The following is a 20,818-nucleotide window of genomic DNA, read 5'->3' on the forward strand; positions in this document are numbered from 1 at the left end:
TTACAGAAAATTTAAAAATATTTAACATCGAAACCATTTGGACTCCAAAATGGAAGGAAATCAATTTCTTTTATCATAGAACACGCCATCCACTGATAGACTTTCATACGGATTCGTGTATTTATTGGAGGACTTTTTCTTCTTATTCATTTCCTGGATATCCCGCTGTATCTCCTGCTTTTGGAGCTTCAGCAAGTGATTGACCCGTTGGTTGAGCAACAGGACTGCACGTCCCATCTGCTGCTCCTCACCAGTAAAAGGCGGTTTGATTTGAGAAAGGAGTCCATCCCGCCGATCGATCAGCTTTGTAACCCTTTCTATTTTAACATCACGCTCTGTGATCGTACGATCTTCCAGTACGGCAAGTAATTCAGCAGTCAAATCATGAAAGGCTCTAATCACCATTACACCTGACCGCTTTGGGTGAATTGTTTTTTCCGGTTGATCTGAATTACTTCCTTCCACATATTCCGGAACTCCGTAACAAGTCCTTCCACTTCTTCCAAAGCAGAAACGTCATTTTTCATATTCGCTTCGATCAAACGGCGGTTCATGAAATCATACAGACTCATCATATCTTTGGATACATCCGCATCCATATTCAGCGTCACCATCAATTCACGGATAATGGTTTGCGCCTTGATGATGTTCGTATTCTTCACTTCGATATTTCCTGCTTCAATGGCTTTCTTCCCAAGCATGATGAACTTCAAACAGCCATTATAAAGCATTAATGTAAGCTCTCCCGGTGATGCTGTATTGACTGAATTTTGCTGATACGATTGATATGGGTTATTCATTGCCATATTTAACTTCCTTTCCGACATACCTTAACTAAAATAAGAAGCTAACGATGCACTTTGGCTGTTTGCCTTTTGAATTGCTTTTTCCATCGCCGTGAACTGGTTGTAATAGCGCGATTCCAATTTCGTTAACTTGGCTTCAAATGTTGAAATCTTCTTATCCAGCCCATCAACCAATTTTCCGATTGTAAAATTGTTATTAACATATCCGGCCTTCCCGGCTTTTTCAGTAATCGCCTTCATGGATGATTCTATATCATCCCTTAACCGGCGTGCGAGCCCTTTGTCGCTCTTTTCCGACCCATTGGCCATGAACATATCATAGATCGCATTCGGATCCTCACTAATGGCTGCACGGAGCTTGTCCTCATCAATCGTTAATTTACCGCCTTCCAAATAATTCTTGGTGGTGGTGATTCCCAAACTGCTGAGATTGTTTTTTCCAGTGATTCCGTCCACCGAAGTGTATAGGGATGTCCTCATTGTGGTCAGGAGACCTTTTAAGGTAGAATCGCTTTTTAACGTTCCGCTCTTCGCTCTTTCTTCCCACAGCTTCACTTCATCCTCTGTCATTGCCTTTTTTTGCTCAGAGGTAAGCGGGGTAAAGGAGCGATATTTCGCTTCACCCGTTTTATCTTGAACCTTTTTAATGACTTCATTGTATTTATTCACAAACTGAGTGATCGTGTCCAGGATGGCATCGACATCAGCCGTTGATGAGAATGTGACTGTATCCGCCGTTTTTTGCTTTACCGTTATTTCCGCTCCATTAATCTGAAACGTATTCGAAGGCCGGGAAATGTCCAGGCCATTATAAGTAATCGATGCATTTTCTCCTATTGTGCCGCCAGCCCCTTCATTGTCACTGCTCATTTTTAGCACATTGAAGAATTCTCCAGTACCCCCTAACTCAATTTCAGGCCGATTTTTTGCATCACCGGTATTTTTAGCAGTGATGGAAAATTTCTGGGACGTCCCATCGAAAAATAGAGTCACTCCCGAGTTAGCATTAATTTTATTTATGACACTCTCTAACGTATCGTCCGCATTAAGGGTAAGTGTATACGGTTTTTCCACTGTTGCTCCATCTTTTACTTCCGTATCAAAACCGCCATCCTTATTGATGGCCAGTATCGTAATATCTTGAGGGGTCGTGATACCCAATTCCGATAATTTCTTTTTGGGTTCGGTAACAGCAGATTTTTCCGTACTTGTCATGGTTGCTGCCTTGGCAAGCCCATTCACTTTTATATTCCCGGAAAAATCACTGGTTGAATTCACATTTTTCACTGATACAGCATCTGGATTCGATACCATTACCTTCTTTTTAATGAAGGAAGACTGCTTCCCAATTCCATCACGAATGAGCGTATCCAATTCTGATAAAGCTGTATTCATCGAACGGTAATCATCCCGCTGCCACTCGGAATACTGCTTTTTCTGTGTCAGTTTATCCAATGGCACCCGTTCTGCCTGCATCATGCTCTTAACTAATTCATCAATGTCCATCCCGCTTGCTAAACCACTGATTCGTACCATAATTGATCACCCGCTTATATTTTTTCATCCACCATTATGCCGACAAACTCCGTCATTGCCGCATAGAAATCCAATAACTTCTTCGGGGGAATTTCCCTGATCGTCTCATCCGTCACATCATCCACTACCTTGACATAATACTCATTCAGCTTCTCATGATATTCAAAACGAACGGCCGTATGTGTCGGATTCAGGAAGGTGTTCAAACTATCCACCATTTCCCGCACCTTTTCTTGTGAAGGCTCAACAGTAGATTCCACTCTTTGTTCCGAATAGGCAAGTGTATTCATTTCACGCTGATAATAAGAACTGATTCCTTCCGAGATTGCTGTTCTAAGTTGTGAGGAAAGAATATTCGTGGATAAACTCTCCAGCATCTAAATAGCCCCCAATAGGATATCTTTACTTCTTATATCGGTTCTTACAGTTTTATATTTAGTGCGAAGGTTTGACTTTGGTTTCAACTTCAGACTAGAGAGTCTATAAAAAAAACTCCAGAAAAATATCTGGAGTCAACCATTAAAATTTGACCGATGATTTCCTCTCCAGGCACTCGCTTTCCGCGGGCGGTCCGGTGAGCCTCCTCGGCGCTTTGCGCCTGCGGGGTCTCCCTTGGACGCGTATTCCCGCAGGAGTCTCGTACCTTCCGTTCCAATCAGATCTCCATGAAATCTAAGATGGAAACCCAATTGCCCACACGTTTTGAGGATTTTATACTGTGACCGTTGATTTCCTCTCCAGGCACTCGCTTTCCGCGGGCGGTCCGGGAGCCGCCTCGGCGCTTTGCGCCTGCGGGGTCTCCCTTGGACGCGCATTCCCGCAGGAGTCTCGTACCTTCCGTTCCAATCAACTTTGTTTTAATATGTAGATAGAAAGCCCTTTACCTACAATCTTGTTTAGGACTTCCCTTTCTATTCAAATAATCAGCGAACATACTAAAAATTGATATATCCCATCCAGCTTGGGATTGATAGCTGTGTTCACCAGTCATTTGTACCATACACATTACATCAGCTATGTATTTTGCAGTACCATCATACTCTATTAGGATTGTAGCCATAAGGTTCCTTGGTGACATGACGAATGATCCCTTCCTTTTTAAGGGGCAGTAATCTCTTTTTTTTCTACATCGCAGTGTTCCTTGCACCCTTCAATCAGTACAAAAAAAAAGAGCCTGACACAAGTGTCAGACCCTTCTTGTTAGGCTAACTATTCAATTAACGAAGTAACTGAAGAACGCCCTGCGGTTGCTGGTTGGCTTGAGCTAGCATTGCTTGAGATGCTTGCGCCAAGATAGAGTTTTTGGTTTGCTCCATCATTGTCTTAGCCATATCTGTATCACGAACACGTGATTCAGCCGCTGTCAGGTTTTCAGAAGAAGTACCTAAGTTGTTGATCGTATGCTCTAAACGGTTTTGGTTAGCACCTAGTTTAGAACGTTCAGCTGATACTGTATCGATTGCTCCTTGGATTGCTGTAATTGCAGCTGAAGCATTAGCAGCAGTAGAAACATCTAGTCCAGCTTCACCAGGGGTAGAGTTAGTACCGTCACTCACCCCATTAGCAGCCGTGAATCCTGTATCACCAGCAGTACCGGTTAATCCAAGAGCAGCAGCACGCATATCACCAATTTCAAGTGTCAGGCTTTGGTTCTCGTTAGCTCCGATTTGGAATTGAAGGCCGGTTCCAGCGGTAGCTGTATCCTTAGAACCGTTCAATAGTTTCTGAGTATTGAATTCAGTAGTATTACCGATACGGTTAATTTCAGATGTTAATGAATCCATTTCCTTTTGGATTTCTCCACGGTCGTTTGTTGTATTAGTGTCCGTTGCTGCTTGTGTAGCAAGTTCACGCATACGTTGAAGGATGTCAGTCGTTTCGTTTAATGCACCTTCAGCAGTTTGGATTAAAGAGATGGCATCTTGTGAGTTACGGGAATCTTGGTCCAATCCGCGGATTTGTCCACGCATTTTTTCAGAGATTGCTAGACCGGCTGCGTCATCTCCTGCACGGTTGATGCGCATGCCTGAAGCTAGTTTCTCCATTGATTTTGATTGTGCATTCGTTGCACTTGATAATTGACGGTGCGTGTTTAGAGCTGAGATATTGTGATTGATGATCATTTTTGTTTCCTCCTTGAGTCTTAAGTCCCCACGTCCATGTGGTTGTTTACGATGGGCAGTGAATAAGTCGGCCGCCTATTTCACTGCCCATCGTTGTATACTTAATATCGACCTGCTTGGAAACATATTTAGCGGATTTTACGATTTTTTCTTGAAATACTCATTTATGCCTTCCAGAAAATTGGTTTCTGTTTTGGAGGCTTTTCTATTTTCCTGCTGAATGGACAGGTAGATTTCCTTCCTATGGATATCGACGTTTTTCGGGGCATCGATCCCGAGTTTGATCTGATCCCCTTCAATGGACAGGATCGTAATTTCGATATCATCGCCAATCATGATCGCTTCATTCGGTTTTCTGGTCAATACGAGCATCATTTCCCCTCCTGTTCGGCTGGAGGATCAAAAAGTTTGTGCTTTGTACGGTATTCACTAGCATTCATGATGAATTGCTTTCCGACTTTTTTGGGGCCGTTTATGATGATTGGGGCCTGGAGATTCGCAGTCGTTTCATTGAAAGGGTCCTGAATCGTCAAGATGACGAAAGTAATGACTTCCAGTTCCGTTTCTATTTGTAAAGAAGATAACACCTCATCCGTAAGCTTCACTTCATAATCAGGAAACACTTCAAAAGGATCTGTCACAATGAAGGCAAGCTCTTTTGTTTCTATCGATTGCAGGACGAAAAAGGGCGTGTCATCCAAAGCTAGCAAGCAAAACTCTTTTTCTTCTAAAAATCCTGGTATCCCGCTTTCAAATACATAAATCTCTTTCTCTGCCAATTCGAGTTCGCCATGAAATTTTGTTTGTAGGATCATCTATGTTTTCACTACCTTATCTCATCCGGGTATAAATTGATGAAATCTATATCCAACGCATTTTTTTGTAGAATTTCGACATTCACACTGCCTTGTGTGTATGTATGGTTCACCCTATTGACTTGAGCATCAATGATCGGTTTTTGGGCGGTTGCTTCAATCTTCACTTCCGCTGGCTGGTAGTCGAGCTTCACGCTGAAATGCGAGGGAATCCAGCCGAGATTGAACTTCTTCTCCGGTCCCTTGCTGTTTTGCCTGGCCTGTTCAGCGAGTGCATTACCGCCTTTTTCAATATGCATCAGCTCCGTCCCCTGCTGGGCACGTCTTGCCATACCCGCCAGCCAATCCTGATATCCCTGCTGCGCAAATTCATCAACTCTTCTTGAGAGGCTTTTCAAATCCATGTCTTCCCTTGCTTGTGACTGATCGATCGTCAGCTTGCCTTGGGTCGTTTGAATCTCCATGATCGCTTGCGGCTGTTGAATGGATTGGACAGCCGCCTTCTGTTCGATTTGCTGCACAGGCTGATCTATATTCAATCCAATCTTCATTGGGTTGGATTGCAATCTAATTTGCGGAATCTGCATCATCAATTCTCCTTATAGAAAAAAGCTATCCATTTAAGAATAGCTTAGCGAAGAAAATCCAATAAACTCGGCTGCATGATTTTTGCGCCGATACTTAATGCCGCACTATGGACACTTTCCTGGGTCGTCAAATCCATGATCGCCTTTTCGATATCGACATCCTCATTTTTTGAAAGGATTTCAGTGGCAAATACCTCCTGCTGCTTGAGACGGTCCGTCATCAGCTCAATCCGATTTTGCCTTGCGCCAACCTGTGCCTGCATGCCTAAAAACGTATTTATCGTTGCGTCAAGTCCTTCCAGCGTGCCAGTCACGTCGCCGCCGTTTTCCAGTGCCTCGATTGTCTGGTCGATGCTTCCGCCGGCCGCTAGTGCATCACCAAAAATCTTGGAACCGTCCGTATTGATTTTAAGGGAAATCCCGGAAAACACTTCAAGGTTTATGTCCCCTGTGCCATACACGGTATTTCCATTAGCATCTTTAACAGACGATGGTCTTACATTCGTATCCTGGCCGTTGAAAATGTACTTTCCGCCAATCTGTGTGTCGCCAAGAGTTATGAGATGTTCTTTTAATTGTTTAATTTCTTCAGTAATGGTTTTCAGTTGTTCCCCTTCATACGTGCCATTGCTGCCTTGAACGGTTAATTCACGAATCCGCTGCATGGCGGAGACACTTTCAGTAATGGCATCATCCGTGCTGTCGATCCAATTGGTCGCTTCGGCAATGTTACTTTGATACTGCCCTATTTGATTGAGGCTTGTCCTGTACCCCATTCCCATCATGGCCGCAACAGGGTTATCGGATGGCTTGGAGAACTTCTTTTGAGATGAAACCTGTTCTTGCAGCTTGGACATCTTTTCGTAACTGCTGCTTAAATTGCTCAGCATATTATTGGTTAGCATCGATTGTGTTACCCGCATATTCGTCCCCTCCTATCATCGGCCTGCTATACCCATTCCGTTTATGATTTTGTCTAGCATTTCATCCATCATCGTCATCATCCTTGCAGATGCGTTGTAGGCCTGCTGGAATTTGATCATGTCCGTCATTTCTTCATCAAGGGATACGGAACTGACGGAATCCCTATTTTGGTTAACCGAAGCAGCAAGCACGACAGAGTTGGAAAGGTTCTTTTGGGCGCTTTGGGAATCCACACCAAGCTTTCCGATGATACCGGAATAATAGGTGTCGAAGCTTCCCGTCAATTCGTCAGAGTTTTGGTCTTTGGTCGAGTACTCACTGAACGCCTTCTTTTTCAGGTCAGCCAGGAGTTTGGCATTTTCATTATCCCCGGATGCCCCTCCGCTTTTTCCGCCTGCGGCAATTTTTGTGGGATCCTTCACGATTTCACCATTCACCTTGATGCTTTGGGCGGCACTCTTACCAGGTTCAAGTTCAAAGAAGTTCAAAGTTGAAGTGTTGCCATCACCTAAGGCATACCCTTGTTTATGGATGGCATTGAACTCATTCACGAAAGCCGCCGTCATATTATCGAGCTTTTTCAGCATATCAGGATAAGCGCCGCCGGTCGTGCCATCAGCCTTCTTATAGCCGAAGCTTTTGATCAAACCGGACAGTTCCCCCGAGAAATTGTAATCGGTCAATGTTTTCGAACCAAACTTCAATCCGTCCACCATGCCTGTCGTTTTATCATGGCTAACTTCAACTTTCGAAGTTCCCACCATCCCGGTTTGGTTAACACTGACCAGATTGATGGGCGGCACAAAAGACGAACCGTCTTCTTGCATCAATTCGATGTTGTATAGCCCTGTGGCCACATCGCTGGCTCTGCCGTAATTCGTCGGAATGACGTTATTCACTTTAATGCTGACAAGCTGTGAGAGATTGTCCACGAGCACATCACGTTTATCATAAAGGTCATTGGGGATATAACCATGCGGCTCCACTTTGCTGATCTGTTGGTTAAGCTGATCAATACTGCTGATGAGCGTATTGATTTCGTTCGCTTTGACGTTTATCTGATTGCCGATATCCGTTTGAACGTTCGTTAGCGAGTTATAGTAGTAGTTTAGGGTATCCGCGACCATGACGCCCGTCGAGGCAACGACTTCACGCGCCCCTGAGTTTTCCGTATTCGCCGTCAGCCCCTGCAGCGAATTCCAGAACTTCTCCATCGTGGCGGCCAATCCACTGTCGGTCGGTTCGTTCATGATGCCTTCCATTTTCGTCAGGGATTCGCTCATGGCCCCGTAATAACCGATTTTATTACTTTGTGTCCTGTATTGTGCGTCCAGGAAACTGTCGCGGATCCGCTGAACCGTTTCAGCTGCCACCCCTGTCCCGATTTGACCGGCAACGCGCGGGCTGTTCAAACCGACAGTAGGAAAGCCCGACGTCTGGACCAAGTTGACCCGCTGCCTTGAATATCCTAATGTATTGGCATTGGCCACGTTATTTCCTGTTGTATACAAGGCCCCTTGAGAGGTGGATAATCCGCGTTTGGCGGTCTCAAGACCCATAAAGGTTGAAATCATTTGCTCGCACCTCCATCTTTTTTTCTGCTTCTTATGCTTTGGAATCAAACATTCCCATGCCTATTTTCGCCGTTTTCCCAACCGAACCCCCATAATTCAGGTTCTGGTGCTGAGGTCTCAGCATATCCAAAGAGACATTGATGAATTGAAGGGACTGATAGATCAATTGCTGATTTAAACCGTTCCGCTCCTTCAGCTTTGCCACTTCATCGATCAATGCCGCTTTTAGCATTTTAAGGACTTCCGTTTCTTCTGGTCCTGTCAGTCCCGTCACGGTATGGATGGAGGCAGGCTGTCCCGCCGTTCCATTGGCTGCAAGAAATTCCTCGACTGCCCTTTCTCTTTCCTTATCCGTTTGGCTGATCGCTTTAATATGCTTTTGTTCCGAAATCAGCAGGGCAGTAATCGCCTCGGTATCATTCGCTTTCAAAATGGCCGTTTTTCTTATCGCCAATTGATTCAAGCTTTTATGAAGCTTGATCAATTTTTCAAGCGATCCGATGATGTTCCGTGCAGTCATTTCGCTGCCTCCTCCGCTCATAAATGAAGGACGGAAACTAGCTCCGTCCACTTCATTCAAGCTTCTTTTTCATGGAAAATTCATTTTCGGTAAAAATCGATGAGACCCTTAGCCGTGGCTTGTGCATTCAATTTATAATTTCCTTTTTCAATCTGGATTTTCAGTTCATCCACTTTTGCTTGTCTTGCAGCAATCATCTTCGATTCTTGCTGCATTTCTTTTGCCGCTGAAGAAATTTCAACTTTATCCGAGGATTTGACCTTGGATTCCTTGATATTCCCCGTTTTATTGGCTTGAAGATTATAAGGGTTAACACCTGTCATACCGACGTTATTGATTTTCATATTCCAGATCCTCTCCTTCGGTCGATTTTATAAATCCCATTATGTTTCGATTCCTTAACACATGAAAATGGCTCTGGACTGTGTTATTCTCCCTATCTTTTTTATCGACAAGGAACCGATTTCTTTAATTGTTTGCTGTAATCTTTCCTTCGACACCCATTGTCGAATATTGTTCTCAATATCGAATATTCTAACAAAAACGGCATTATGTTTCCATGAATGAATTACCCTTTTTGCTCATCCTTCATATAGTACGTATTTTTTTTATCATTTCCTTGAATTTCAGTCAGGCGCTTTTCTTCATTTTCAAATGCCTGCAAATCCGTAACGAGCGAATTGGTGCATTTGCCGCATAACTTTCCGCTCTTGATGTTGGCGCCGCACTTTTCACAAGGAATTCCGAGATTGGGAAACTGTGAAATTCTCAGCTTTCCGGTTCTCACAAATTTAATAATTAACCTTTCTTCAACGCCGGTTTCCATAACCACCTGCATCATGGATGCCGTTCTATTTGTTTTCTTGCGAATATATGCATACACTTTATCATATTGGGCTCCTTCTTCTTCTTTATAACAGGCATCGCACACATCACTGAATTTCGTCATAACGAATAACGAATTACAGTTTGGACAGTTGAACAGTTGAATACATCCATCGAGGCCCCTCCTTCACCATCACGGCGATTATTCTTCAGTACTGTATATATCGAATAATCCCGGCGATACTTTAGGAAGTTTTATTAAAATAAGCTTTTTCACCTAGCCAGTGTGATCGATGATACTTCTTTGGCCCCAGCCGTTATCAATGCCTTTGCTGCATGCCTGAGAGTTGTGCCAGTTGTGTAAATGTCATCGATGATCAAAATGGATTTATGCTCCAGCATATCAGATTGCATGACCTGAAAAACCTGCGGTAATGACATTCTCTCTTTACGAGATTTTTTTGATTGTTTTTCGGTATGGATTCTTGTCAAGGTCTCAACCGTATGAAGTCCAACTAGATCTGCCAAAGCCTTTCCCTGGTTGAACCCCCGCTCCTTAAGCCGTTCATCGCTAAGCGGGATGGCGGTTACCAGGTCAAACTCCACCTCCTTTAACCTTTCTTTCAAAAAAGGGACGAAAATCTCAGCCAACGCATAATCACCCCGGTACTTATATTTAGCAATCAGATCTTTTAAGTATTCATTATAATGAAATAGCGCTATGTTCTTCGACAAATAGCCTTCCCATTCCCTATTCCTTTCCCATCTTGAACAATCGGGACAGAGGTCACCGGTCATATTGTCCCCTCCCAGCTCCCTTGAGCACATTGTACATGTATCTCCGGTTATCCTATTAAGTTTCCCCTCACATCCTTCACAGATTGCCCTTGCCTCGGCCTGCTTAAGCAGGCTCCCCCATGTCAAAGCTTGCTGCATTCCTTCATCACAAACTAGACATCTATTCATCCAGCAGCCCCCTTTTCATGGCATTTTTATTCATCATCTGTATATGGCGGACCGCCTCGGCCATCGCTTCACTTTTACCGTAATGAAAAAAGGTGACCGTCCCGGAAGGATTCGCAAAGCTTCTCCCTACCCTGCCGGCAATCTGAACGAGAGCACTTTCAGAAAACACTTCATGTTCAGCACCGATCACGGCTACTTCCAACCGCTCGATTGTCACGCCCCGTTCCAGGATGGTCGTGGTCAGTAATCCCGGAACGAGTCCATTCCTTAAGGCCATTACTTTTTCCTTTCGATCAGGGTGCCGGGAGTGGACAATCGATAATTCAGGGGACAGCCTTTGAAACAGCGGAAGAACTTGCTCCATCACTCTGATGCTTGGAAAAAACAATAGGAAGGGGATATTCTGGTTAAGGCGCTCACTTACCCATGCGTTGATTTTCGATGGAATCTTTTGTTGAAGGAATAGTTTTTGCCAATTGCCGCTCCACTTCATTTCAGGAACGGGGATTGGCTGGCGATGATAACGGGCCGGGATTATGAAGGCTTTCAATTTGCCGCTTCGGTATAGCCGCCGCATGCTCTTCGAAGGTGTGGCGGTCAAGTAGATGGTTGCCGCGGATACCTTTTTCGACTTATTAACCGCATAATGCAGCGAATCATCCATTGAGTAGGGAAACGCATCGACTTCATCAACGATGATGACATCGAAAGCTTCAATAAAACGGAAAAGCTGATGGGTCGTGGAAACGGTCAGTGGCGAAAAACCATGTCGATCTTCACTGCCGGCATGAAGGGTAGTGACTTCAATGGCAGGAAAAGCTTTTTTTAACCTTGGGGAGAGTTCGAGAACGACATCGGTACGCGGTGTTGCCAAACAAATCCGTTTCCCGGCAAGCAAGGCTGCCTCAATCGCTGGAAATAACACCTCCGTCTTCCCTGCCCCGCATACAGCCCATACTAGGAATTCATCTTTTCCGTTTACGGCTTCAACGACACAGTCGGACGCATTCTGTTGACCTGCCGATAAAGTGCCCATCCACCTCATCACATTGTCAGGAATCGTATATTGAATGCCGGGACCGGTCCACCTATAAAGCTTTGCACATTCACTGACCCGTCCCATCATGATGCACGAGCGGCAGTAAGTGCAATCTTGATTGCAAATCTTGCAAGGGAAAGTATAAAACAAGGTTTGATCTTTGTTACCGCAGCGTACACAGTGATAACTGCCGTTCCCGGATTGCACGCCGCAAGTTTCCGAGACATACCCATTCTTGAGGTGCTCTGTGAGGATTTCTTGGGAGAAGGGGATTTCGAAGGCCAAAAGATGTTTTCCGGTGAGATGGTTCTGAAGTTCAGGGGAATAAGGCGGGGAAATGCTCGTTTTTTTCAAACTGCAACCTCCATTTCTTGATAAATTACACTCCCCCTTATCATTCGCTTTTAACTCCCGGATTCCTTTTTGTTCATAAAAAAACGCCTTTCACTTAGTAAAGGCGTCAAAGCTTAAATTTTATACCAGCCCATCCCCATCGAGCCTTCGCCCAGATGCGTTCCGATTACTGGGCCGAAGTAGCTGATGTCGAATTCGACATTCGGGAACCGTGCTTCAAGTTCCGCTTTCCAGTCTTTGGCTTCACTTTCCCGTTTTGCATGAATGATGACGGCCTTATATTTCTCGCCGCTCGCCGCCTCTTCTCCAAGTAAATCGGCAATCCGTTTCATCGCTTTTTTCCTTGTACGGATTTTTTCGAATGGGACGATGACTTTATCAACAAAATGGAGCACCGGCTTCACTTGAAGCAGACTGCCGATCAAAGCTTGGGCACTGCTTAAGCGGCCCCCGCGCTGGAGATGGGATAGGTCATCTGCCATGAAGTATGCCTTGACCGATGGTTTCATTTCTTCAAGCCTGGCCATGATTTCTTCTGCACCTTTGCCATCAAGTGCCATCTTTGCCGCCTCGATCACGTAAAACCCCTGTACCATGCAGCTGATTTCCGAATCAAACGCATGAACCCTGATTCCCTCGACCATTTCACCTGCAGATGCCGCTCCTTGATACGTGCCGCTGATGCCGCTCGATAAATGAATGGAAATAACATCATCATATTCTTTTTGCAGTTCCTCGAACTTCTCGACAAACTTCCCGATTGGAGGCTGTGAAGTGGTCGGCAATTTCTCCTGCCTCTTTACTTCCTCATAAAACTCATCCGCAGTAATATCAATTTCCTCCCGGTAAGCTTCATTGGAAAAAATGACATTAAGCGGCATCATATGTATATGTAAACGATCACGCATTTCCTTTGGTATATATGCAGTGCTATCTGTTACGACTGCGGTTTTCATATCAGTACCATCCTTATAAAAATTTACTTCGTATCATATTCAACATTCTATCTGAAAATGCCTTTATTTGCATTAAATAGCTTTTTAAATTACCAAAAATTTGAATATGATCACATCCAACAAAAAAATCCAGCCCTTCAGCACGCATTGCGGAATCTGAAGGGCCGGACTTATCGAACGCTTTGATTACTTCACTTCTACCCAGCCGTTTTTAATAGCTAGGACAACCGCTTGTGTACGGTCATTCACATTCATCTTCTGAAGAATGTTACTCACATGGTTCTTGACTGTTTTTTCACTGATATATAGAGTTTCGCCGATGGCCCGGTTGCTTTTCCCGTCAGCTAAAAGCTGAAGCACTTCACATTCACGTCGAGTCAATAAGTGAAGCGGCCTCCTGATTTCTATCGTATGTACGGAATCACGATCAGCACCCTCTTCAGCTGCTAAACGGCGATATTCTTTAACTAAGTTATGGGTGACCTTCGGATGAAGGTATGAGCCGCCTTCAGCGACTACACGCACAGCATCGATCAACGCGTCTGCGTCCATCTCTTTCAACAGATAACCTTGTGCTCCTGTTTTCAATGCGTGCTGCACGTAGTTTTCATCATCATGAATGGAAAGGATGATGACTTTTGTTTCAGGGTAACGGCTCACGAGCATTTTTGTAGCTTCGACCCCATTCATGTTCGGCATGTTGATATCCATGATAACAACATCAGGTTTATGTGTTTCAACAAGATCCATAGCTTCGCTTCCGTCATCACCCTCGGCAACAACATCAAAGGATGATTCAAAATCTAATATGCGCTTTACGCCTTCACGGAAAAGCTGATGGTCATCGATTATGACGATACTAGTCTTCAACGGCTTCTTCCTCCTAGTTTCTATTTAATATGTCTATTCTCTATTATTTAAATGGTAGGGAATTTGGATAAATACCAAAGTGCCTGCTCCCGGTTGTGAATCGATCGTCATTTCACCTTCCAGCAGCTCGACTCTTTCTCTCATTCCAACCAAGCCAAATGAGCCTTCTTTTTGAATCGAAGAGTCAAACCCCTTTCCATCATCTTTGACGACGACGGTCACCATCTCCTTGGAAATGGACAGTTTAACTTGAATCTGTTTTGGGTCCGCGTGCTTCAATGAATTTTGTACAGCCTCTTGAACCAGCCTGAATAATGCGACCTCCATATCGGAAGGGAGCCTTTTGACCTGCCCAAGGTTGACGAAATTCAGATTCACGCCATTATTATAGTCTTCGGTCGTTTGCAGGTACTTTCTGAGGGTAGGAACAAGTCCTAAATCATCAAGCGCCATAGGCCGAAGGTCATAGATGATTCTTCGCACTTCATATAAAGCATTCCTTACCATGACCTTTAAACTGCGGATTTCCACTAACGCTTCATCAGGACCTCTCTCCCGCTGCACTCGTTCTATCAGGTCTGAGCGCATCATGACGTTTGCCAGCATTTGCGCCGGACCGTCATGGATTTCACGTGAGAGCTTTTTACGTTCCTGCTCCTGGGCTTCGATTATTTTCAGTCCGAAGTCCTGCTTGCGTTTCGCTTCTTGAAGGGCTTCCCCCACAAATTTAAGATCTTGTGTCAAATAATTCTGCACCACCGATATTTGCGAGACGAGATGCACCGCTTTATCGATCGTCTGCTGCAAACCCCTTAACCTTAACTCAAGTTCATCCCGGCGATTACGGAGCTCTTTCTCCAATTGCCGGTTAATTTGTAAATCGACTTGCAGCTTATGTGCCCTTTCATAAGCATCGCGCACTTGTTCTTCAGAAAAATGGTTGAAGTGCATACTGACTTCTGAAAGCCTTTTTCGAGCAAACCTGGCTTTTGAATCCAGTGCATCGCTGTCGGTTATCACAATGGCAACCCTGATTTTCACATCATCAAGCTCTTTTGATAATGTCTCGAAGTCCTTTCGGCATTGTTCGCCGATATCAAAGACTTCATCCTTACTTTCACTAACAGTGCTCACCATTGTTTCTAAGATCTTGTCCAATGCTTTAGCATCAACCTTTTTTATGGACATTAAGATCCCTCCACTTAAATCAAAAGACTTAAACAATTTATTGTCTTAAAGACTATGTATATGGAAAAAAGTTCTTTCCCTTTTTCATGAATGGTTAAATTTCAGGAAACATTTGTATGAAGTAACCTTCATGAACATATTGTACCAAAAAAAGTTTAAAAATACGTTAATTCCCTTTTTGATTTCCATAAAATGTACTTACTATACATCTCATAATCCGGCCATTAAGTCTGCCTATTAAAGGCAGAAAGCCATATCAATTATCCTAATACAAAATATCCTTTTCAATCAAATGGGATATTCCGCTCCATTGATTATCATATGAAACAGATGCATTTATTAAATGGCAAAATCCTTGAAATGAGAGGACACGTTAAGGTAAAGCCAGGATAATGGCACAGAACTCATGTTTTTCCTATAATGTTATTCTTTTAAGCATATATGACCAGCTAATAACAATAACAGGCAATGAAATTAATTATAACACGTACAGCTTTATCTTATATTAAAGTTTCTTTACACATGCAGTATGTAAATGAATCGTGATTGCCACTTTTTCCGCAAAGCCTTATAATAAATCAACTAATAGGAAGCACGAAGGTGGAATAATATGCTCACTCAATATTTAACGGTGGCTGGTCGCGGCGAACATGAAATCGTCATTGAAAAATCCCGTTTCATTTCCCACATCGCCCGGGTCGAAACCGAAGATGCCGCACAGGCTTTTATCCAGGAAATCAAGAAAAAGCACAAAGATGCTACACATAATTGTTCAGCTTATATGATCGGGGAACAAAATCAAATCCAAAAAGCCCTCGACGATGGGGAACCTAGCGGAACGGCAGGCGTCCCTATCCTAGAAGTGCTTAAGAAGAAAGAACTGAAAGACACAGCTGTTGTGGTCACTCGGTATTTTGGCGGCATCAAACTTGGTGCTGGCGGTCTCATTCGCGCATACAGCAAAGCGACTTCAGAAGGGATAAATGCCACTGGTGTCGTCATTAGGAAACTGATGCGGGTCATTTCGACAACCGTCGACTATACCTGGCTTGGAAAATTGGAAAACGAATTGCGCTCTTCCATTTATCAAATAAAGGAAATTCAATACCTTGATCAGGTCAATATCCTTGTATATGTTGAGGAAACACAAAAAGAGACATATATCGCTTGGATTACAGAGCTGACAAATGGTCAGAGCCATATTACCGAGGAAGAAATGCTTTATTTGGAAGAGGAATTCTCCTGATATACTCCTGCATATTTTCCCTTTTTTTTGCTGTAATATAATTGAAAAGAAATATTTATTTTACGAAATTATTAAATCATTGTAAAATTGAGTGTAATATATGACGAAATATAAACTGCAGGATTCGAAAAATAGCGATATATGTCTGATGTTCGTTATTTAAAAGGAGAAGAAAAAGATGTCTACTACTAGGCGTGTTTATAAAATTAAAAAAACAAAGAAAAAAAGGCGAAAGAGGCTTTGGTTATTGCTTGTTCCCCTTCTGGTACTTGGTCTGGGGGCTTCTACGTATGCTGCAACCCTGTATATGAAAGCCCAGAATGTATTCAATGATTCCTATGACCCTGTGGAAGCTTCAGCAAAGCGGGATGCAGCGATCGACCCGCTCGAAGATAATTTCTCGATCCTTTTCATAGGAATCGATGATAGCAAGGACCGTGACTTAAAAGGAAACTCCCGGTCGGATGCTTTAATGCTGGCCACATTCAATAAAGATCAAAAATCTATAAAGCTATTAAGCATTCCGCGTGATTCATATGTTTACGTGCCAGCTAAAGGCGTAACCACGAAAATCAACGCGGCCCATGCAGCCGGCGGTCCGAAAGCGACCATGGACACCGTAGAGGAGTTACTCGATGTCCCTGTCGATTATTATGTTCGCATGAACTTCAATGCTTTCATCGATGTCGTAGATTCATTGGATGGCATCGAAGTCGACGTCCCTTATGAAATAAATGAAATCGATTCACATGACAAAAAGAATGCCATCCACCTCGAAGAAGGATTACAGACCGTTGATGGTGAAGAAGCATTAGCATTTGCACGGACACGTAAAAAAGACAGTGATATCCAACGCGGCGAGCGTCAGCAGGAAGTCCTGAAAGCCATCATTGCCAAAGCAACCTCTGCTGGATCACTAACGAAATATACAGACGTAATGGAAGCTGTCGGTGACAATATGACAACGAACCTTAAATTCTCGCAAATGAGAGGTTTCATAAATTATGTGACTACCGATAAAGGCATCAATCTTGAAACCATCAAACTTGAAGGTCAGGATTCTACCATTAACGGAACCTATTATTATCAGCTGAACGATACATCATTAGCGAACACTAAGCTGTTGCTTCAATCCCACTTGAACCTGGGACCAGCTGAAGGCAATCAAACTGAAGCAGTTCAATCACAAATACAAGAATAAAGCGACCCCCCCACTCGTCATGAGTGGGGGGTTTTTAATGCATTCCATTTGAAACCACATACTGCCGCAAGAATGGCCATAATAAGATCAAGCACGTATTACAAAAAAAGCCACCAACCGTTACTTTCAAACGATTGGTGGCTTTCCAATAAAACTAGCGAATCTAGTAATCTATTCCTAAATGATCATGGCTTGTTTTTAAAGTTGAGCATCTTGAGCAACGGCTGGTAGTTTGAATTGACCAAGCCAATTTTCTCCACGAAAATCTCTATGATCAGCAGAAGTCCCGTTACAAGGATCAAAGCCCCCCACATCGTGGCAAATGAAAAGATTATGGCCGCTAAACCAAAGCAAGCAGCTAAAGCATAAATGAGCAAGACAGTTTGCTTATGGGTGAATCCCAAGTTTATCAAACAGTGATGTAAATGTGATTTATCAGCAGCCGAGATCGGCTGTTTATTGACGACCCTGCGGATAATCGCGAAAAATGTATCCGAAATGGGAACACCCAAAATGATGATCGGTACGATCAAGGAAATCATCGTTACGTTTTTAAACCCTAGCAGGGACAGAACGGCAATGATGTAACCTAAGAATAAGGCACCTGTATCCCCCATGAAAATCTTTGCCGGATGGAAGTTATATTTCAAGAAGCCAAGAGTGCTTCCAATCACGATCAATGCGACCATGGCAACAAATAGGTCCCCTTTAATAAGGGCCATAGTTGCAATTGTCACTAATGCGATCGTTGAGACACCGCCTGCAAGACCATCCAGTCCATCTATTAGGTTGATTGCATTAATGATGCTGACGATCCACAAAATGGTGATCGGTATACTGAAAACACCAAACTCAAGTGTATCGGTAAAGAACGGCAAGTTGATGAACTCCACTTCAAGACCGCCCCATAATACGATAATCAGGGCAGCCAAAACCTGGCCCAGGAATTTGGGTGCAGCTCTTAATTCAAAAATATCATCAGCCATCCCGATCAATATGATGACAAGGGCTCCCACCAGAAGGGGCAGCTGCTGCCCAAAATCATCCATGAAAAGCAAGAAGGTAATGAAAAAACTCAAAAATATAGCTAAACCGCCCATGCGCGGCATAACTTTACTATGCACTTTTCGCTCATTCGGTTTATCGGTAGCTCCTAATTTAAAGGCCAGCTTTCCGACAAAAGGAGTCAAAAAAATGGATAATAAAAAGGATACCAACAAGGCCCCTATTAACATCAGGAACGACATCAAAAACCACCTCAATTCAACTAAAAATCTAATACCCGTAACGATCTATAAGAAAACCTATATATAAATGCTTATTTTAATTTTTCATCCTCAAATAAACATTATATACGTTTTTGGCTAAAATCTCTATAGAAAAGTTGTTTTTTGCAAATTTTTGTAAATCCAGCCCTATCTTTGTCAAGTCCCCGGATTTTTTTAATTCCAAAGCATTGCAAATGGCCAGTTTCAGCTGTTCGACATTGCCGATATCCGTTATCCAGCCCTTGCTCCGATCGGGAATCAATTCCTGTACACCGCCGACATCACTAGTGATTGCCGGAAGACCGGATCTTGCTCCTTCAAGTAAAACGAGTGGAAAACTTTCGCTTAAGGAAGTCAATAATGTGATGTCCCCCAACGGGTAGATTCGATCTAAATCTTCACGATACCCTAAAAAGTACACATGATCGGATAACCCCTTTTCCGAGACCATCTCTTCCAGAGCGGATCTCCTGCTTCCGTCCCCTGCAAGTATCAGCTTCACATGGGGGAATTCCGATACCACTTCACTTAATGCCGCTAAAGCAAATTCATGACCTTTCACCGGTTCAAGCCTTGCAGGCATGATGATGATGAAGTCATCTTTCCCGAACCCGAAATCTTCTCTTTGAAACGGGAAAGGCAGTTCCTTTTCAAAGTCAATTCCGTTCAGGATCTTTGTTATTTTGGTCGAATGGATTCCTTGGTCAATCAAGTCCTGCTTAAAGCGGTCGGAAACCGCCAGTATATGATCAGCATATTGAAATGACCTTACATGAAGGCCCGTAAACAATTTCCCTTTTACACCCTGCCCTAAAAAATCATGATGAGGCGAACTGTGAACAGTAAGGAGCCATGGGCATTTAATGAGGCGCTTTATAAAAGCACCATATATATTGGCCCGCGGACCATGTGTATGGATGATGTCTATATTATTTAGACGGATAAAGTCCCTTAAAGGTTTCAAAATTGAAAGGTCATATTTGGAATGTTGCTTGAAAAGTTCAGTTTGTATCCCAGAGGACATGGCCCGCCGGTATAGTTCACCCTTTTCAAATACACCAAGCAAACACTCCTCTTTATTCAATTGGTTCAGTAAGGACATAATATGAAACATACCGCCGCCGGTTTCATTCCCAGCGTTTAAGTGCAAGATTCTCATCTAGTCCACTCCTTATGTTCAGGAACGCTGCACCGTTTTCCTTAACCGCCTAACCTTTAATACGAATCTTGGCAGCGCAAGCATCCGTTTCCACCGTGAAGGTTGCTGGATCAGTCGGTACAACCATTCAAGACGCATTTTTTGCCAGAAAACCGGGGCGCGGTTCACCTTTCCCGCAAGTACATCAAAGCTTCCCCCTACTCCCATGAATAACCCTTTATTGAATAACGCATAGTGTCTGGATACCCATTTCTCCTGCCTAGGGAACCCTAATGCAGTCAAGATGATGTCAGGTTCAAGTTCCGCTATCGACTTCGGCAGGGCATCATCCTTGATATCAATGTAACCATGGTTGTATCCCACCAACTCGAGACCCGGGTATAATTCTTTTACTTTCAGGGCCGCTGCTTCAATCACGTTTTCCTCCGCTCCAAGCAGATATACCTTCAACGCTTTTTCATCAGCGACCCGAAATAATTCATTCATCAAGTCGAATCCTGTAATCCGCTCTTGTAAAGGTTGATTTAGCCATTTAGAGGCCATAATAATACCAACGCCATCCGGAGTGATGTAATCAGCCGATATAATGATGTCTTTATAGTCCTTATGTTCATTTGCATACTCGACTATTTCGGGATTTGCCGTAACGACAAACGTTTTTTCCTGATTCATCAATCTCGGATAAATCATTCTATTCATGAACTCATCCATATTGCTATCAATGAATGGTATGGTTAGTATCTCAACAAACTTCTCTGTCATTTCACTTCAGCCTTTCATATGTACTATACATCTAAAGGGTGGGGTATTATTCAAGAAATTTTTTCATACACATCATAGAACATGATTTTTGATTCAAAG

Annotated in this window: 23 protein-coding genes; 2 read left to right on the forward strand and 21 right to left on the reverse strand. The window is 43.4% G+C overall.

Features of this window, described 5'->3' with window-relative positions; translation table 11 throughout:
• Nucleotides 1–60 precede the first annotated feature (60 nt).
• From ACJ9PY_RS25470 to ACJ9PY_RS25555, 18 genes are all read right to left on the reverse strand, one after another.
• The gene (locus ACJ9PY_RS25470; protein WP_411739248.1) at nucleotides 61–405 is read right to left on the reverse strand and encodes a flagellar protein FliT; all 345 of its coding nucleotides are present in this window, start codon (nucleotides 403–405) and stop codon (nucleotides 61–63) included.
• Nucleotides 405–806 (reverse strand): flagellar export chaperone FliS, encoded by a 402-nt coding sequence (gene fliS, locus ACJ9PY_RS25475; RefSeq protein WP_098864861.1) that lies wholly within the window; start codon nucleotides 804–806, stop codon nucleotides 405–407. The genes ACJ9PY_RS25470 and fliS overlap by 1 nt, the downstream gene beginning before the upstream one ends.
• Before the next feature lie 24 nt (nucleotides 807–830).
• A complete protein-coding gene (locus tag ACJ9PY_RS25480; RefSeq protein WP_411739249.1) occupies nucleotides 831–2,342 on the reverse strand; it encodes a flagellar hook-associated protein 2 in 1,512 nt (503 codons plus the stop codon).
• Between the two features lie 14 nt (nucleotides 2,343–2,356).
• Nucleotides 2,357–2,719 (reverse strand): flagellar protein FlaG, encoded by a 363-nt coding sequence (gene flaG / locus ACJ9PY_RS25485; protein ID WP_053087395.1) that lies wholly within the window; start codon nucleotides 2,717–2,719, stop codon nucleotides 2,357–2,359.
• 840 nt (nucleotides 2,720–3,559) lie between these two features.
• The gene (gene hag / locus ACJ9PY_RS25490; protein ID WP_411739250.1) at nucleotides 3,560–4,465 is read right to left on the reverse strand and encodes a flagellin Hag; all 906 of its coding nucleotides are present in this window, start codon (nucleotides 4,463–4,465) and stop codon (nucleotides 3,560–3,562) included.
• 138 nt (nucleotides 4,466–4,603) lie between these two features.
• Nucleotides 4,604–4,837 carry a carbon storage regulator CsrA gene (gene csrA / locus ACJ9PY_RS25495; RefSeq protein WP_034315661.1) on the reverse strand — a complete coding sequence of 78 codons (234 nt, stop codon included), beginning with the start codon at nucleotides 4,835–4,837 and terminating at the stop codon, nucleotides 4,604–4,606.
• On the reverse strand, nucleotides 4,837–5,280 hold the full coding sequence (fliW, locus tag ACJ9PY_RS25500) for a flagellar assembly protein FliW (protein ID WP_411739251.1): 444 nt from the start codon (nucleotides 5,278–5,280) through the stop codon (nucleotides 4,837–4,839). The genes csrA and fliW overlap by 1 nt, the downstream gene beginning before the upstream one ends.
• A gap of 11 nt (nucleotides 5,281–5,291) precedes the next feature.
• Entirely contained in the window at nucleotides 5,292–5,870 is a 579-nt protein-coding gene (locus tag ACJ9PY_RS25505) for a DUF6470 family protein (protein WP_411739252.1), read from the reverse strand.
• Nucleotides 5,871–5,911: 41 nt separating this feature from the next.
• The gene (gene flgL, locus ACJ9PY_RS25510; RefSeq protein WP_411739253.1) at nucleotides 5,912–6,790 is read right to left on the reverse strand and encodes a flagellar hook-associated protein FlgL; all 879 of its coding nucleotides are present in this window, start codon (nucleotides 6,788–6,790) and stop codon (nucleotides 5,912–5,914) included.
• A 15-nt stretch (nucleotides 6,791–6,805) separates the two neighbouring features.
• Nucleotides 6,806–8,365, reverse strand: a complete 1,560-nt coding sequence (flgK, locus tag ACJ9PY_RS25515; RefSeq protein WP_411739254.1) for a flagellar hook-associated protein FlgK — start codon at nucleotides 8,363–8,365, stop codon at nucleotides 6,806–6,808.
• 31 nt (nucleotides 8,366–8,396) lie between these two features.
• Nucleotides 8,397–8,885, reverse strand: a complete 489-nt coding sequence (locus ACJ9PY_RS25520; protein ID WP_411739255.1) for a flagellar protein FlgN — start codon at nucleotides 8,883–8,885, stop codon at nucleotides 8,397–8,399.
• 80 nt (nucleotides 8,886–8,965) lie between these two features.
• On the reverse strand, nucleotides 8,966–9,229 hold the full coding sequence (gene flgM / locus ACJ9PY_RS25525) for a flagellar biosynthesis anti-sigma factor FlgM (RefSeq protein WP_063574691.1): 264 nt from the start codon (nucleotides 9,227–9,229) through the stop codon (nucleotides 8,966–8,968).
• Nucleotides 9,230–9,453: 224 nt separating this feature from the next.
• Nucleotides 9,454–9,876 carry a TIGR03826 family flagellar region protein gene (locus tag ACJ9PY_RS25530; RefSeq protein WP_411740334.1) on the reverse strand — a complete coding sequence of 141 codons (423 nt, stop codon included), beginning with the start codon at nucleotides 9,874–9,876 and terminating at the stop codon, nucleotides 9,454–9,456.
• Between the two features lie 107 nt (nucleotides 9,877–9,983).
• A complete protein-coding gene (locus ACJ9PY_RS25535; RefSeq protein WP_411739256.1) occupies nucleotides 9,984–10,676 on the reverse strand; it encodes a ComF family protein in 693 nt (230 codons plus the stop codon).
• The gene (locus tag ACJ9PY_RS25540; protein ID WP_222620029.1) at nucleotides 10,669–12,069 is read right to left on the reverse strand and encodes a DEAD/DEAH box helicase; all 1,401 of its coding nucleotides are present in this window, start codon (nucleotides 12,067–12,069) and stop codon (nucleotides 10,669–10,671) included. The genes ACJ9PY_RS25535 and ACJ9PY_RS25540 overlap by 8 nt, the downstream gene beginning before the upstream one ends.
• A gap of 113 nt (nucleotides 12,070–12,182) precedes the next feature.
• Nucleotides 12,183–13,025, reverse strand: coding sequence for a DegV family protein (locus ACJ9PY_RS25545; protein ID WP_057278136.1), 843 nt, complete (start codon nucleotides 13,023–13,025; stop codon nucleotides 12,183–12,185).
• A gap of 186 nt (nucleotides 13,026–13,211) precedes the next feature.
• The gene (locus tag ACJ9PY_RS25550; RefSeq protein WP_048687855.1) at nucleotides 13,212–13,895 is read right to left on the reverse strand and encodes a response regulator; all 684 of its coding nucleotides are present in this window, start codon (nucleotides 13,893–13,895) and stop codon (nucleotides 13,212–13,214) included.
• A 33-nt stretch (nucleotides 13,896–13,928) separates the two neighbouring features.
• Entirely contained in the window at nucleotides 13,929–15,083 is a 1,155-nt protein-coding gene (locus tag ACJ9PY_RS25555) for a sensor histidine kinase (protein WP_034315684.1), read from the reverse strand.
• A gap of 610 nt (nucleotides 15,084–15,693) precedes the next feature.
• Between ACJ9PY_RS25555 and ACJ9PY_RS25560 the strand changes: the two genes are divergently transcribed.
• Nucleotides 15,694–16,329 carry a YigZ family protein gene (locus ACJ9PY_RS25560; protein ID WP_411739257.1) on the forward strand — a complete coding sequence of 212 codons (636 nt, stop codon included), beginning with the start codon at nucleotides 15,694–15,696 and terminating at the stop codon, nucleotides 16,327–16,329.
• A 178-nt stretch (nucleotides 16,330–16,507) separates the two neighbouring features.
• Nucleotides 16,508–17,530, forward strand: coding sequence for an LCP family protein (locus tag ACJ9PY_RS25565; RefSeq protein ID WP_106026994.1), 1,023 nt, complete (start codon nucleotides 16,508–16,510; stop codon nucleotides 17,528–17,530).
• A gap of 185 nt (nucleotides 17,531–17,715) precedes the next feature.
• Here the strand turns inward: ACJ9PY_RS25565 and ACJ9PY_RS25570 are convergent, their stop codons facing one another.
• The 3 genes from ACJ9PY_RS25570 to ACJ9PY_RS25580 all read right to left on the reverse strand — a co-directional run bounded on the left by ACJ9PY_RS25570 (nucleotide 17,716) and on the right by ACJ9PY_RS25580 (nucleotide 20,719).
• Nucleotides 17,716–18,765, reverse strand: coding sequence for a glycosyltransferase family 4 protein (locus ACJ9PY_RS25570; RefSeq protein ID WP_411740335.1), 1,050 nt, complete (start codon nucleotides 18,763–18,765; stop codon nucleotides 17,716–17,718).
• Between the two features lie 88 nt (nucleotides 18,766–18,853).
• Nucleotides 18,854–19,957: a glycosyltransferase family 4 protein gene (locus ACJ9PY_RS25575; RefSeq protein WP_411739258.1), complete on the reverse strand. Its 1,104-nt coding sequence runs from the start codon at nucleotides 19,955–19,957 to the stop codon at nucleotides 18,854–18,856.
• Nucleotides 19,958–19,975: 18 nt separating this feature from the next.
• Nucleotides 19,976–20,719, reverse strand: coding sequence for a WecB/TagA/CpsF family glycosyltransferase (locus ACJ9PY_RS25580; RefSeq protein ID WP_057278141.1), 744 nt, complete (start codon nucleotides 20,717–20,719; stop codon nucleotides 19,976–19,978).
• Between the last annotated feature and the right edge of the window lie 99 nt (nucleotides 20,720–20,818).

This window comes from Peribacillus sp. S4, from assembly GCF_046715815.1.
Lineage (GTDB): Bacteria > Bacillota > Bacilli > Bacillales > DSM-1321 > Peribacillus > Peribacillus frigoritolerans.

Coding starts and splice junctions, on each gene's coding strand:
- ACJ9PY_RS25470 (WP_411739248.1), bottom strand. CDS start 405: ATGGTGATTAGAGCCTTTCATGATTTGACTGCTGAATTACTTGCCGTA.
- fliS (WP_098864861.1), bottom strand. CDS start 806: ATGGCAATGAATAACCCATATCAATCGTATCAGCAAAATTCAGTCAAT.
- ACJ9PY_RS25480 (WP_411739249.1), bottom strand. CDS start 2,342: ATGGTACGAATCAGTGGTTTAGCAAGCGGGATGGACATTGATGAATTA.
- flaG (WP_053087395.1), bottom strand. CDS start 2,719: ATGCTGGAGAGTTTATCCACGAATATTCTTTCCTCACAACTTAGAACA.
- hag (WP_411739250.1), bottom strand. CDS start 4,465: ATGATCATCAATCACAATATCTCAGCTCTAAACACGCACCGTCAATTA.
- csrA (WP_034315661.1), bottom strand. CDS start 4,837: ATGCTCGTATTGACCAGAAAACCGAATGAAGCGATCATGATTGGCGAT.
- fliW (WP_411739251.1), bottom strand. CDS start 5,280: ATGATCCTACAAACAAAATTTCATGGCGAACTCGAATTGGCAGAGAAA.
- ACJ9PY_RS25505 (WP_411739252.1), bottom strand. CDS start 5,870: ATGATGCAGATTCCGCAAATTAGATTGCAATCCAACCCAATGAAGATT.
- flgL (WP_411739253.1), bottom strand. CDS start 6,790: ATGCGGGTAACACAATCGATGCTAACCAATAATATGCTGAGCAATTTA.
- flgK (WP_411739254.1), bottom strand. CDS start 8,365: ATGATTTCAACCTTTATGGGTCTTGAGACCGCCAAACGCGGATTATCC.
- ACJ9PY_RS25520 (WP_411739255.1), bottom strand. CDS start 8,885: ATGACTGCACGGAACATCATCGGATCGCTTGAAAAATTGATCAAGCTT.
- flgM (WP_063574691.1), bottom strand. CDS start 9,229: ATGAAAATCAATAACGTCGGTATGACAGGTGTTAACCCTTATAATCTT.
- ACJ9PY_RS25535 (WP_411739256.1), bottom strand. CDS start 10,676: ATGAATAGATGTCTAGTTTGTGATGAAGGAATGCAGCAAGCTTTGACA.
- ACJ9PY_RS25545 (WP_057278136.1), bottom strand. CDS start 13,025: ATGAAAACCGCAGTCGTAACAGATAGCACTGCATATATACCAAAGGAA.
- ACJ9PY_RS25555 (WP_034315684.1), bottom strand. CDS start 15,083: ATGTCCATAAAAAAGGTTGATGCTAAAGCATTGGACAAGATCTTAGAA.
- ACJ9PY_RS25560 (WP_411739257.1), top strand. CDS start 15,694: ATGCTCACTCAATATTTAACGGTGGCTGGTCGCGGCGAACATGAAATC.
- ACJ9PY_RS25565 (WP_106026994.1), top strand. CDS start 16,508: ATGTCTACTACTAGGCGTGTTTATAAAATTAAAAAAACAAAGAAAAAA.
- ACJ9PY_RS25570 (WP_411740335.1), bottom strand. CDS start 18,765: ATGTTAATAGGGGCCTTGTTGGTATCCTTTTTATTATCCATTTTTTTG.
- ACJ9PY_RS25575 (WP_411739258.1), bottom strand. CDS start 19,957: ATGAGAATCTTGCACTTAAACGCTGGGAATGAAACCGGCGGCGGTATG.
- ACJ9PY_RS25580 (WP_057278141.1), bottom strand. CDS start 20,719: ATGACAGAGAAGTTTGTTGAGATACTAACCATACCATTCATTGATAGC.